General features: G+C 63.4%; 10 protein-coding genes. 2 read left to right on the forward strand and 8 right to left on the reverse strand.

From position 1 onward, the window contains the following. Positions 1-19 precede the first annotated feature (19 nt). The 4 genes from FFS37_RS21220 to glmM form a co-directional block, all read right to left on the reverse strand. Positions 20-1,195 carry a phosphoserine transaminase gene (locus tag FFS37_RS21220; RefSeq protein WP_137932934.1) on the reverse strand — a complete coding sequence of 392 codons (1,176 nt, stop codon included), beginning with the start codon at positions 1,193-1,195 and terminating at the stop codon, positions 20-22. Between the two features lie 197 nt (positions 1,196-1,392). Beyond that, complete coding sequence (locus FFS37_RS21225; RefSeq protein ID WP_137932935.1) at positions 1,393-2,157, reverse strand: outer membrane protein; 765 nt, start codon at positions 2,155-2,157, stop codon at positions 1,393-1,395. Between the two features lie 205 nt (positions 2,158-2,362). Next, positions 2,363-3,208, reverse strand: a complete 846-nt coding sequence (locus FFS37_RS21230) for an outer membrane protein (protein WP_137932936.1) — start codon at positions 3,206-3,208, stop codon at positions 2,363-2,365. A 242-nt stretch (positions 3,209-3,450) separates the two neighbouring features. Then, positions 3,451-4,803, reverse strand: a complete 1,353-nt coding sequence (glmM, locus tag FFS37_RS21235; RefSeq protein WP_023777672.1) for a phosphoglucosamine mutase — start codon at positions 4,801-4,803, stop codon at positions 3,451-3,453. A gap of 370 nt (positions 4,804-5,173) precedes the next feature. Between glmM and FFS37_RS21240 the strand changes: the two genes are divergently transcribed. Together FFS37_RS21240 and FFS37_RS21245 are read left to right on the forward strand one after the other, a co-directional pair. Next, positions 5,174-6,010 carry a hypothetical protein gene (locus FFS37_RS21240; RefSeq protein ID WP_137932937.1) on the forward strand — a complete coding sequence of 279 codons (837 nt, stop codon included), beginning with the start codon at positions 5,174-5,176 and terminating at the stop codon, positions 6,008-6,010. A gap of 159 nt (positions 6,011-6,169) precedes the next feature. Then, the gene (locus FFS37_RS21245) at positions 6,170-6,706 is read left to right on the forward strand and encodes a hypothetical protein (protein ID WP_408631445.1); all 537 of its coding nucleotides are present in this window, start codon (positions 6,170-6,172) and stop codon (positions 6,704-6,706) included. A 384-nt stretch (positions 6,707-7,090) separates the two neighbouring features. Here FFS37_RS21245 and ftsH read toward each other — a convergent pair whose 3' ends face one another. From ftsH to pal, 4 genes are all read right to left on the reverse strand, one after another. After that, the gene (ftsH, locus tag FFS37_RS21250; RefSeq protein WP_137932938.1) at positions 7,091-9,019 is read right to left on the reverse strand and encodes an ATP-dependent zinc metalloprotease FtsH; all 1,929 of its coding nucleotides are present in this window, start codon (positions 9,017-9,019) and stop codon (positions 7,091-7,093) included. 123 nt (positions 9,020-9,142) lie between these two features. Next, complete coding sequence (gene tilS, locus FFS37_RS21255; RefSeq protein ID WP_137933136.1) at positions 9,143-10,513, reverse strand: tRNA lysidine(34) synthetase TilS; 1,371 nt, start codon at positions 10,511-10,513, stop codon at positions 9,143-9,145. A 54-nt stretch (positions 10,514-10,567) separates the two neighbouring features. Continuing rightward, entirely contained in the window at positions 10,568-11,671 is a 1,104-nt protein-coding gene (gene ybgF, locus FFS37_RS21260) for a tol-pal system protein YbgF (protein ID WP_137932939.1), read from the reverse strand. Positions 11,672-11,954: 283 nt separating this feature from the next. Then, complete coding sequence (gene pal, locus FFS37_RS21265; protein ID WP_137932940.1) at positions 11,955-12,461, reverse strand: peptidoglycan-associated lipoprotein Pal; 507 nt, start codon at positions 12,459-12,461, stop codon at positions 11,955-11,957. Between the last annotated feature and the right edge of the window lie 77 nt (positions 12,462-12,538).

Raw genomic sequence — 12,538 nt, forward strand, 5'->3', positions numbered from 1 at the left:
CCCCTCATGGGGGAAGGGGTCAGGCAGCCGCCTTCAGCGATGCCTTCTGCGCGGCGAAAGCCCAGTCGAGCCACGCCAGCAGCGCTTCGAGATCAGACGTCTCGACGGTCGCGCCGCACCAGATGCGCAGGCCGGGAGGCGCATCGCGGTAGGAGCCGATGTCGTAGGCGACACCTTCCTTGTCGAGCGCCGAGACCAGCCCCTTGGCGAAAGCGGCCTGTCCGTCGGCGTCGAGCGCCGCGACATCCGGATCGGTGAAGGACAGGCAAACCGAGGTGTTCGAACGCGTCGCCGGCTCGACGGCGAGATGTCCAAGCCATGATGACCTGGCGACGAAACCGTCCAGCACGGCCGCGTTGGCATCCGCCCTGGCGACCAGTGCATCGAGACCGCCGATCGCCTTCGCCCAGTGAAGCGCATCGAGATAGTCCTCGACGCACAGCATCGACGGCGTGTTGATGGTCTCGCCCTTGAAGATGCCCTCGATCAGCTTGCCGCCCGAGGTCAGGCGGAAGATCTTTGGCAGCGGCCAGGCCGGCTTGTAGCTTTCCAGCCGCGCGACGGCGCGGGGCGACAGGATCAGCATGCCGTGCGCGCCCTCGCCGCCCAGCGCCTTCTGCCAGGAGAAGGTGACGACATCGAGCTTCTCGAAATCGAGCCTCTGCGCGAAGGCGGCCGACGTCGCGTCGCAGATGGTCAGCCCCTTGCGATCCGCCGGGATGAAATCGCCATTGGGCACACGCACACCGGAGGTGGTGCCGTTCCAGGTGAAGACCACGTCGCGGTCGAAATCGACCTTGCTCAGGTCAGGCAGTTCGCCATAACCGGCCTCGAATTTGCGCACGTCGGCGAGCTTGAGCTGCTTGACGACGTCGGTGACCCAGCCGGAGCCGAAGCTTTCCCAGGCGACCATGTCGACGCCGCGCTCGCCCAGCAGCGACCACAGCGCCATCTCGACCGCGCCGGTATCGGACGCCGGCACGATGCCGATGCGGTAGCCGGCGGGAACCTGCAGGATTTCACGTGTAAGCTCGATCGCCTGTTCGAGCTTGGCCTTGCCGATCTTGGCACGGTGGGAACGGCCGAGCGCGGCGGCTTTCAGCGCCTCGACCGACCAGCCGGGGCGTTTTGCGCAGGGACCTGAAGAAAAATTGGGGTTTGCCGGACGGAGTCCGGGCTTCGTAACGGTCGTCATCGTGGTCTATCCTTCCAGATAGTGGCCCCTCGTTGGGGAGGGGTGGCCCACGGACGGCGATATGCGTTCATGCCTCGGGCGTCAAGGGGAAAGTTTTTGTCGCTGGCAGGATATCCGTGATCCCCGATCAGGATCGCGTGATGAAACGCAAACGGCGGACCCGAGGATCCGCCGCCGGATTTCCGCGTCGCGCGCGACTACCAGAGATCGTAGCGCAGCCCGAGCTTGATCTGGTGATTGTTGATCCCCTTCTTGACCGGATAGGAGGTCAGGCTCTCGGCCGTCACATATTCGGCGCTCGGGGCCGAGAAATACTGGTAGCCGAGGTCGACGGAGACGTTCTTGGTGACCTGGTAGGCAAGACCCGCGTTCAGCGTATAGGCCAGGGAATACTGCGTCTTGTTGTCGTTCAGGACGAAGTCGTCCGTCGGGTCGCTGTTGTTGGTGAAATAGCTCGCAGACAGGGTGTGCCTGCTGCGCACGATGCCGACGCCCGCGCCGACATAGGGGGTGATGCCGACATAGGTGCCAAGGTCGACATAACCGTTGAGGATGCCGGAGAAAGCGTAGTTCTTCAGGTTACCCGATGCCTGCGTGTAGGCCGATACCGTTCCCGAATTGTTGTAGCCGACGCCGACGCTGTTGCCAGGCAGATAGCCGAGATTGAGGTCGGCGCGCAGCCAGTCGTTGAAATGGTAGCCGAAGCCGACGCTGGCAAAGATCGGGTCTTCCTTGTCGCTGAAGCTCGCGGGCGTAAAGCTGAAACTGTCGTTCTTGAAGCTCTTCTGCGCCAGATAGGAAACATCGCCGCGCAGATACCAGCCCGAGCCGACCTCGACAGGCACATAGTCCGGTGCCTGGTCGACATAAACTGGCGGATCGTAGTCGGCCGCGACTGCCGATGCCAGCGGTATCGAGGCGAATGCGGCGAGCGCCAGCGCCATACGCGATGTGAGTGTCATGGTCCCCGGCTCCCGGATTAGGCGCCGCCGGACAAGCCGGGGCAACCATCGTTTCAGGAGCTATTGTTAACTATAGTGGTTAAGTCGGGGTTAAGGCTAACAGAGGGTTAGCGAATTGATTTCGGGGCAGATTTCGGGTTCCGGCACGCAAACGAAAACCGCCCGGCTGATGCCGGGCGGTTCGAAGATTCCAGCAGGAAAATGATTACTTGGTGTAGACCGGCTCGGGTTCGGGCTGGTAGGCCACCGGCACGCTGCACCCGTTGTTGCCGCCGAACTGGTAGCGGAGGCCGCCGCGCACTTCGTGGGTGTTGAAGCCGTGATCGAAGCCCGGTCCGGCGCTGCTCGTGTCATACTCGAACATCCGACCGCCCTGGATATGGGAGAAACGGTAGCCGGCATCGAGGATGACCTTGTCGGTCAGGCAGTAGGAGGCACCGGCCATGACTGCGTAGGCGAAGCGCCAGCTGGATGTTCCGGGGTTGGTCTCGGTAGCGCCCGGTGTCGGGTCGTAGACCGTATCCCACTTGACGCGCGCGCCGCCGATACCGGCGCCGACATAGGGCGTGATGCCGTGCCAGGTGCCGATATCGACATAGGCGTTGGCGAGCAGCAGCAGGGCGCTCATCTTCGACGCTTCGGCCGAAGTCGTGGTAAGGTCCGAGGTGCCGCCCTCGAAGTTCGACTTGAACCAATAGTCGGCGGTCAAGTCGGTGCGGAAGTGCTCGTTGATCTTGTAGCCGACGCCGGCGCCGAGCGAGAAACCGCCCTTGAGCTTGCCGTAGTCGAAGGACTTGCTGCCGGCGACCCCTACAGGAGGTCCGCAAGGGCAAGGCGCGGCCCCATAGGTGATATAGTCGATGTCGCCCATCTTCGACTTGTGATAGTCGATGTCGCCACGGATATACCAGCCGCCGACATCGACCGGCTGCTCATAAACCGGCGGCGGCGCCTCTTCGACCTGCGGCTCCGGCAGATCGGCTGCGAACACCGGCCATGCCAGACCCGCAAACAGCGCGGCAAACAGGGCCTTTCTTGCTGTATTGAACATGCTTGTCACCCCTAGGAACTCGGAACGACGATCGCGTCCGAAAATGAGATTGGCTTTCAAGCGTGGATAATGAATTGCAAAGGTTAAAAGGCGTTTAACCCTGTCGATTAACCACGAATCTCTAAAATTCGAGCGATAGGTTGTGCGGTCGAAGACAGGCCTGGCCAACAAAAAGCCCGCCGGGAGGGCGGGCTTCTATAGAACCGGAAAAGCTTGGCGACGCCCTTCGGACGCGCTGGAGATCAGGCGGCGCTGCGGGTTTCCGAAATGACCTCGACGATGTCGTTGACGACCGCCTCGACCAGTTGCGGATCGTCGCCTTCGGCCATGACGCGGATCAGCGGCTCGGTGCCGGATGGGCGGATGACGAGGCGCCCGGCCTTGCCCAGACGATGACGGGCATCCTCGATGGCTGCCTTGACTGGAGCCTCTTCCAGCGGCTTGCCGCCGGCGATGCGAACATTCTTCAACAACTGCGGCACCGGCTCGAATTTCTTCGACAATTCGCTGACCGGGCGGCCCTGCCGCTTGATGCAGGCCAGCACTTGCAGCGCCGAGACGAGGCCGTCGCCGGTGGTCGAGAAGTCCGACAGCACGATGTGGCCGGACTGTTCGCCGCCGACATTGAGCCCGTGCGCGCGCATATGCTCCACGACATAGCGATCGCCGACCTTGGTGCGGTGCAATTGCAGCTTCATATCGCCCAGGAACCGTTCCAGGCCGAGATTGGACATGACCGTCGAAACCACGCCGCCGCCGGCCAGCCGCCCGCTCTGGTGCCACGACTCGGCGATCAGCGCCATGATCTGGTCGCCGTCGACGATGGCGCCATTCTCGTCGACGATGACGACGCGGTCCGCGTCGCCATCGAGCGCGATACCGATGTCGGCGCGCACTTCATGCACCTTCTTCTGCAGCCCCGCCGGATGGGTCGACCCGCATTCCTTGTTGATGTTGAAGCCGTTGGGCTCGACATTGATGGCAACGACCTCGGCGCCGAGTTCCCACAGTGCCTCGGGCGCCACCTTGTAGGCCGCCCCGTTGGCGCAATCGACGACGATCCTGAGACCCGACAGCGACATCGAGCGCGGCAGGGTTCGCTTGGCGAACTCGATATAACGGTCATGCACGCCATCGACGCGCTTGGCCCGGCCAAGTCCGTCGGAATCGGCGAGCGCCAGTTCGATGTCCTTGTCCAGCATGCTTTCGATGCGCTCTTCGATCTCATCAGAGAGCTTGTAGCCGTCAGGGCCGAACAGCTTGATGCCGTTGTCGTAGTAGGGATTGTGCGAGGCCGAGATCATGACGCCGATATCGGCGCGCAACGAGCGCACCAGCATGGCGACGGCCGGCGTCGGGATCGGGCCGAGCAGAAACACGTCCATGCCGGCGGCACAAAGGCCGGCCACCATCGCATTTTCGATCATGTAGCCGGAAAGCCTGGTGTCCTTGCCCAGAACGACCCGGTGGCGGTGGCTGCCACGCTGAAACGAAAGACCCGCGGCCATGCCGACGCGCATGGCGATTTCCGCGGTCATCGGAAACTTGTTGGCACGCCCGCGGATGCCGTCCGTGCCGAAGTAATTTCCTGCCATGCTGGTCGGTATCCCCGCTTGTTCTTAGCCGGCACGTCATGCCACAATTGGCCTGCGCGCTCTGATCACATTGTGTGATTATATGTTACCAATCCTTAGAAAATCATTGTTGTGCACCGCACACAACCTGGCCGCAGCCCAGCTTGCTGACACTGTTGCGCCACAATATACCATTCTTGCGAGCCGTTTTGTGCCGATACACCCCGGGAATTCTTGGCGCCGCGCCCGTAACGGCCAATGATTTCATCACCTTGTCGTTAGAACGCGAATTTCGGCGATATATACGCCCCCTGGCATCTGGCGCAACCGACTGTTGAGCGTTATTGATTCGCAGGGACGTATAATGGGCTGCAGCAAACGGAGAAACGCTATGCTCATCCACCGACTTGCCACTCTAGCCGGCCTTGCGGTCGCGACGTTGTTCCTGGCCGCGCCAGCCAACGCGTTGACCATGGCCGAATGCAGCACGAAGTATAACGCGGCCAAGGATGCGGGGACCCTGGCCGGGCAGACTTGGAACCAGTTCCGCAAGGCCCAGTGCGGCACCGCTGCCGCCGCTACCACGGATGCCAAGCCGGCCGCCACCAAGGCAGCCGAAACCAAGGCGACGACCAAGGCTGCGACCACCGCCGCGGCGGCCGATAGCACGACCAAGGGCCTGACCGCCAAGGAATGCAGCGCCAAGTACCAGGCCGCCAAGACCGCCGGCACGTTGAACGGCATGAAGTGGAACGATTTCCGCAAGACCGAATGCGCCGCCGGCGCATCCGCCGCGGCTGACACCACCAAGCCGGCGGCCACCAAGGCCGCCGCGGCTGCCGCCGACAGCAAGGGCCTGACCATGGCCGAGTGCAGCACAAAGTATCAGGCTGCCAAGACCGCCAATACGCTGGGCGGCAAGAAGTGGAACGACTTCCGCAAGTCCGAATGCGGCGCAAGCGCATCGGATGATGACAGCGTGCCCGCTCCGAGCGAGGCAAGCTATACCAACGAGCCGGCGAAGCCGACAACCGTCGCCCCCAAGGGCGTCACCTTCCCGACCGCGATCTCCGCCAAGTATGCCAGCGAGACCCCCGGAAAGGGCCGCATGCATACCTGCCTCGATCAGTACTATGCGCTCAAGGACGCCAATGCGCTCGGCGGCCTGAAGTGGATCCAGAAGGGCGGCGGCTTCTACAGCCTCTGCAACGCCAAGCTGAAGGGCTAATCGACAGCAGCATCTGAAAAACAAAGCCCGCGAGCCGCAAGGTTCGCGGGCTTTTTGTTGCGTTGAAAAGCTCAACGGTCCTGCTTCCCGACCGCGAAAGCCTTGAACCGATAGCGTGGTCCCCCCACGCCCGGTAGCCAGGTGTGGGAAGTCTCCTGGTTGAGGCAGAAGATTCTTGTTGAACAGAAGAAGAACAAAAAGTATACAAAAGATGTTCAATCTGTACTCGATATGGAGGGTTTGATGTCTGGCTTGAGATTGACGTCGCTGGCTGCAACGGCTTTTATTGCCTGGGGTGCCACCCCGGGAAACGCAATGACGATGAAAGAATGCGGCGAGACCTATCGGACCGCCAAGGAAAGCGGCACCCTGAACGGCATGGACTGGAACGCTTTCCGCAAGGATAGATGCGCAGCGGCCGCTACGGGAAGCGCCGAGGCGAACACGGCCAAAGCGACACAACAGCCGAAGAAGGAAACCAGCGCGGCGACCGCACCCACTGTAGCGCCGGCCGGCGTGACGTTCCCGACCACGCTCGCGGCCGAATTCCAGGCCGAAAAACCCGCCAAGGCGCGAATGAAGACCTGCCTCCAAGGCTACCATAGCAACAAGGATGCCGGCACGTTGAGCGGCCTCAAGTGGATCCAGAAGGGTGGCGGCTATTACAGCCTGTGCAATGCCAGGCTGAAGACCTGATCGACAGCAATGGCTCAACAAAGAAAGGCCCACGAGCCGCAAGGTTCGCGGGCCTTTCTTTGTTCGCAATTGCCGAGCGATCTACACGCGTTTGCGCTGCCCCTCACCTGCCTGCCGGCATCCTCTCCCCGTAATGACGGGGGATAGGGGCGCTCTCATCTATAATCGCGCCAATCACCAACGCCACAAAAAGCACCGGCGTTGCGGCAAGCTATTTTCTCCCGGTCACCACACGGGGAGAAATGCCCGGCAGGGCAAATGAGGGGCGATGCCAACCTCAACAATTGGCCGGCTTTGGTCCCTGCGAACCACGGCGGTGCCTTCACAAACGAAAACGCCGCGGAGAAGGCCGCGGCGTTTTTCTTGAACTCGACAACGTTCTGATCAACTAGACGGCTGAGGCTCCATGCCGCCTTCGGGCTCGGGGCCCTTCTTGCGGCGGCCGCCGGACTTCGGCACGGCCGAGCCACGGCTCGGCGGCGTATCATCGCCCATGTCCCGCGCGGGCTTCTCGCCGGCGATCAGCTGCTTGATCTCGTCGCCCGAGAGCGTCTCGTATTCGAGCAGGCCCTGCGCCAGCGCGATCCATTCCTTCTTCTTCTTGGTCAGCACCGACTTTGCCGTCGAATAGGCATCGTCGATCAGGCGGCGCACTTCGGCATCGATGATCTGAGCCGTCTCTTCCGAGATGTTCTGCGTACGCGCCACCGAATGGCCGAGGAAGACCTCTTCCTGGTTGTCGCCATAGGCGACGTGGCCGAGCTTGTCCGAAAAGCCCCAGCGCGTGACCATGGCGCGCGCCAGCTTGGTTGCCTGCTCGATGTCGGAGGAGGCGCCGGAGGTGATGTTCTCCTTGCCGAACTTGAACTCCTCGGCGACGCGTCCGCCCATCATGATGGCGAGGCGCGAGACCATGTACTTGTAGCTCATCGAATAGCGGTCGCCTTCCGGCAACTGCATGACCATGCCGAGCGCGCGGCCACGCGGGATGATGGTGGCCTTGTGCAGCGGATCGGCCGACGGCACGTTGAGCGCCAGGATGGCGTGGCCGGCCTCGTGATAGGCGGTCAGCTCCTTCTCGGCCTGGGTCATGGCCGACGAGCGGCGCTCGGCACCCATCATGATCTTGTCCTTGGCGTCTTCGAACTCGGCCATGGTGACGAGGCGCTTGTTACGCCGCGCCGCCATCAACGCCGATTCGTTGACCAGGTTCATCAGGTCGGCGCCGGAGAAGCCCGGCGTGCCGCGGGCGACGACCTTGAGATCGACATTGGGCGCCAGCGGCACGTTGCGCACATGCACCTTGAGGATCTTCTCGCGGCCGACGATGTCGGGGTTCGGCACCACCACCTGGCGGTCGAAACGGCCCGGGCGCAGCAGCGCGGGATCGAGCACGTCGGGACGGTTGGTGGCGGCGATCAGGATGATGCTTTCGTTGGATTCGAAGCCATCCATCTCGACCAGCAGCTGGTTCAGCGTCTGCTCGCGTTCGTCATTGCCGCCGCCGAGGCCGGCGCCGCGATGGCGGCCGACCGCGTCGATTTCGTCGATGAAGATGATGCAGGGCGCGTTCTTCTTGGCCTGGTCGAACATATCGCGCACACGGGATGCACCGACGCCGACGAACATTTCGACGAAGTCCGAGCCGGAAATGGTGAAGAACGGCACGTTGGCTTCACCCGCGACCGAGCGGGCGAGCAGCGTCTTGCCGGTGCCGGGAGGGCCTACCAGCAGCACGCCGCGCGGAATCTTGCCGCCGAGGCGCTGGAACTTCTGCGGATCGCGCAGGAACTCGACGATCTCTTCGAGGTCTTCCTTGGCTTCGTCGACGCCGGCGACGTCCTGGAAGGTGACGCGACCATGCGCCTCGGTCAGAAGCTTGGCCTTCGACTTGCCGAAGCCCATGGCGCGGCCGGACCCGGATTGCATCTGGCGCATGAAGAATATCCACACGCCGAGGATGAGGATCATCGGCAGCCACGAGATCAGGTATCCGAACAGCGAGTTGGAGCCGTCGGTCTCGGGCCGTGCGTTGATGGTAACGTTCTTGTCCTGCAACCGCGATACCAGCGACGGGTCGCCGGGCGAGTAGGTCTGGAAGCCGGTTGAATTATCGGTGTAGGTGCCGGTGATGCGGGCGCCCGCTATGGTCACGGTCTTGACCCGGCCCGCCGCGACATCCTGCAGGAACTGCGAATAAGGCACATCGCTCGAAGCCCCGCGCGTCTGCGGCGTCTGGAACAGATTGAACAGGGCGATGAGCAGGACCGCTATGATCGCCCAGAGCGCGAGGTTGCGATAATTCGGATTCATCAATTGTCCCGTTGGCGTCCGCGGACGAACGCGCGTCATGAGAGGAAACTTGGGCCTAACATAGGGAGAGCACACCCCCTTGCCAAGCATAACAGCACGTGTGGGTTAAGCTTTCGCCCAAGATCACCCGGCACTGTGGCCGCGCCATGGCGAAGCCGGAACCGGCTCCGCGCCGATCAGCGAAGCCATGGCGCGCGCCGGCGCCAGATCGAAGGACGGCAAAAAGCGCGCGAACGGGGCAATGACAGGGCGCGTCGCGAACCCTGGCGATGTCCGCCCGCCTTGAGTGGAACCGTCACTTTCAGCGGTTTGCCACGACGCCGGTTCGACGGCCAGGGCGGCGCGCGCAAGGCTTGGCGGAACCTCGCCTTCGGCAACTACCAGCCGTTTCGCCGCCGCGGCTCCGCGTGGCGCGATCGACAACGCGCCGCCGCGATCGTTCGACGTGATCCGGCGGCGCCCGTCCCAGACGGCACCATCGGCGATGATGGCGGGCTGCGGCAAGCCACGCATCTCGCGGTGCAGGAAGATGCCCGCCCGCCGGAAGTCGACCACCGTCCGCGACAATGTGGCGCAAAGAAATCCGGCCTTCAGCCGGCCGAACAACCCCGCGCCGCGGGCCTCGTCCGGCAGGAAGGCAAGCCCGCCCGTGGTGGCCAGGAGAATGCGCAGCGCATAGATGGCCGCCGTGTCGTTGCCGGCCGAGAGCAGCCCCGGATCGAGGCGGATCAGGCCGCTGGCCGGCTGGCCGCAAAAGCGGCCGATCATTTCGGCCGCCTCGCCGCCGAGCCGGCTGCGCGCGGCCGCCGCGCCGCCGGCCAGCGCCAGCGCGTGGCCGATGCGCTGGGCATCGTCGGCAAGGGCCGCGCGCACGCGCGGCCGCTCGAAAGCCTCGTCGGCATTGGTCGGATCCTCGGCCCAGCCGACCTGCTCGCGCCGCAGGAACCCGCGAAGCGCTGAACGATGCACGCCCAGAAGCGGCCGCACGATCCATTCACGCCAGTCGTGGAGCGTGGCCGGCGCCATGCCGGCAAGTCCCCTTCCGGCCAGGTCGTCAAAATCACGGTGGTCATTGCGCGCATGCCGCATCAGCACCGTCTCGGCCTGGTCATCCAAGGTGTGACCAGTCACGATCAGGCCGAGCCCTTCCGACCGCGCCGCCTGCGCCAACAGCCGGTAGCGCGCCTCCCGGGCCGCCGCCGGCAGGCCCGTCGATGGCTTGTCGCCAGACCAGGCCATGATGCGGTGGGCGATGGCCCGTTCGGCGCAAAGCTTCGCCACGGCTTGCGCCTCGGCTGCCGAGCCTCGCCGCAAGCCATGGTCGACCGTAACCGCCAGCAGCCGGGTAGAAGGCGCTGTTCGGTCGAGATGCTGTTTGAGAAGGAGAAGAAGCGCGGTCGAATCGCTACCGCCGGACACGGCCGCGACGGCGCCGCTGGTAAAATCGATATGCGAAAAAAGTTTCGTCGAAGGATCGGGCTCGATGTCGAGCATCATGCTTGTGCCTGGAAGGGCCCGGTTCTGGGCTGCGGCATCAGCGCGGGAAGGTCAGCACGCGGCGAGAGCCTTCTCCTGCTTGACGCGTTCCTTGAGGGCATTGGAGATGTCGGGATAACGCTTGCCGACCTCGCCGAAGGTGGCGCAGGCGACATCATGCTGCTTGAGGCCGACCAGCGACACGCCGAGTTTCAGCAGCATGTCGGGGGCTTTCTTGGCCTTGGGATAATCCTTGCTGGCGGCGAGAAAGACCTCGGCGGCATCACGGTATTTCTGCTGGCCGAGCAGCGACTCGCCCAGCCAGTAATGCGCGTCCGCCGTCTTGGCGTCCTTGGGGAAGCGGGCGATATGGTCGCGGAAACCCTGCTCGGCCGTGCTGTAGTCGCCCGACAGGATGAACTGGTAGGAATTGCGGTAGAGCTCTTCGGGATTGTTGGTGGAGGGCAGCGCCGCGACCACCGTGCCGTCGGCCTTGCCGGCCTTGGCCGGCGCGCTGGCGGCAGGAGCGGCATCCTGCGCCGGAGCGGCCGCCTGGGTATTGCCCCCAGCATCGATCACATTGCCGTTCTTATCGACGGTGATGGAGCCGAAGGTCTTTTCGGGTGCACCTTTTCCGGGAATGACCTTGCCCGGATCGCCATTGGAGGATTCGACGATGACATCCTCGACGCTCTGGCCGCCCGATGACTGGCTGGCGGCCTGATTTCCGGAATCGGCTGGGGCTTGCGCTGGCGGCGCCTGGGCGACGCTGGTGTCAGCGCCTGCGGGCGCGGCCTGCGACTTCTTCTGGCCAGCCGGCTGCTGGCCGCCCTGTGAGCCGCCCTCGAGCTGCTGAAAGCGGAACTCGTTGTCTTCCTGCTGCTTGCGGATCTGCTCCTGCATCTGCAGGATCTGGAAATTGAGCTCCTCGATCTTGCCGTTCATCTGGCGCAGCTGATCCTCGAGGCCGGTCGTGCCGCTCGACTGGGCGAGCTGTACCTGCTCGGGCTTTTTCTTGTCGCCGAAGAGGCTGGGCAGCTCGATCGACGGCAGGTGGAAGGAAAAACCGCTGTCGGTTTGCCCGGCGCCGCCGGTGCCCGATCCGCTGGCAAAGGCGGTGACGCCTGATAGGAGCAATACCGCGAGCGTACCGCTCAGAACCGATCTCAAATGCATGTGCCTCTCGCCGTGTCGTTAGCCTGTTTCCGCGCCTTCCAAATCAGAGTGGGACCAGTCAAGCGCCCTCGGCTCATAGCAGGGCGCGAGACTTCGGCCAAATTTTGTTTCGGACGTGCCGATATGAAAAAGGCGGCCCGAAAGCCGCCTTTCACAGGATAGTGTGGTATTTTTGCCGCCTTCGGCGCCACGCGTCCTCATGGGGGCGCAAAAGACGCTGAAGCACTTACCGCCGACGCATGATCCCTTTCCGAAAATCGAAATTGATTTTCGGGTTCATGCGTCAGGAACCAGCGCCGCTGAGCGTGGTGACCGCGCGGCGGTTCTGCGACCAGCAGGAGATGTCGTCGCACACGGCGACCGGACGCTCCTTGCCGTAGGAAATGGTCTTCAAACGGCCGCCGGCGACGCCCTTGGAAACCAGGAAGTCGCGCGCGGCGGCGGCGCGGCGGGCGCCGAGCGCCAGATTGTACTCACGTGTGCCGCGTTCGTCGGCATGGCCTTCGACGACGATGGCGTATTGCTTGTACTGGTTCAGCCACTGCGCCTGGCGGGCAAGCGTCGTCTGCGCGTCGGCGCGGATCGACGACGAGTCCGTATCGAAGAAGATGCGGTCGCCGATGTTGACGGTGAAGTCCTGCGCCGAACCGGGCGTCGCGGCGCCCGCGCCGTTAAGGCCAAGGTCAGCGGCGTTGTTCGGGGTCTTCTTCGAGGCGCAGCCGGTGATGGCAAGGGCTGCCACCAGCGCGATCATGGCCGGGTTTCTGGTAAGTGCTGCGATACGGCCCATGCCGCCTCTCCTTCGTATTTCGAGTGATCGTATTCGAGTGATTTCGTTGATCACCCAGTAACCACGTTTGGGTTAAC

The organism is Mesorhizobium comanense (assembly GCF_005503535.1).
GTDB classification, from domain to species: domain Bacteria; phylum Pseudomonadota; class Alphaproteobacteria; order Rhizobiales; family Rhizobiaceae; genus Mesorhizobium; species Mesorhizobium comanense.

Bases quoted from the DNA above. Each gene is read 5' to 3' on its own strand.
- tilS (WP_137933136.1), bottom strand. From the start codon at position 10,513: ATGCTCGACATCGAGCCCGATCCTTCGACGAAACTTTTTTCGCATATC.
- pal (WP_137932940.1), bottom strand. From the start codon at position 12,461: ATGGGCCGTATCGCAGCACTTACCAGAAACCCGGCCATGATCGCGCTG.
- FFS37_RS21240 (WP_137932937.1), top strand. From the start codon at position 5,174: ATGCTCATCCACCGACTTGCCACTCTAGCCGGCCTTGCGGTCGCGACG.
- FFS37_RS21230 (WP_137932936.1), bottom strand. From the start codon at position 3,208: ATGTTCAATACAGCAAGAAAGGCCCTGTTTGCCGCGCTGTTTGCGGGT.
- ftsH (WP_137932938.1), bottom strand. From the start codon at position 9,019: ATGAATCCGAATTATCGCAACCTCGCGCTCTGGGCGATCATAGCGGTC.
- ybgF (WP_137932939.1), bottom strand. From the start codon at position 11,671: ATGCATTTGAGATCGGTTCTGAGCGGTACGCTCGCGGTATTGCTCCTA.
- FFS37_RS21225 (WP_137932935.1), bottom strand. From the start codon at position 2,157: ATGACACTCACATCGCGTATGGCGCTGGCGCTCGCCGCATTCGCCTCG.
- FFS37_RS21220 (WP_137932934.1), bottom strand. From the start codon at position 1,195: ATGACGACCGTTACGAAGCCCGGACTCCGTCCGGCAAACCCCAATTTT.
- glmM (WP_023777672.1), bottom strand. From the start codon at position 4,803: ATGGCAGGAAATTACTTCGGCACGGACGGCATCCGCGGGCGTGCCAAC.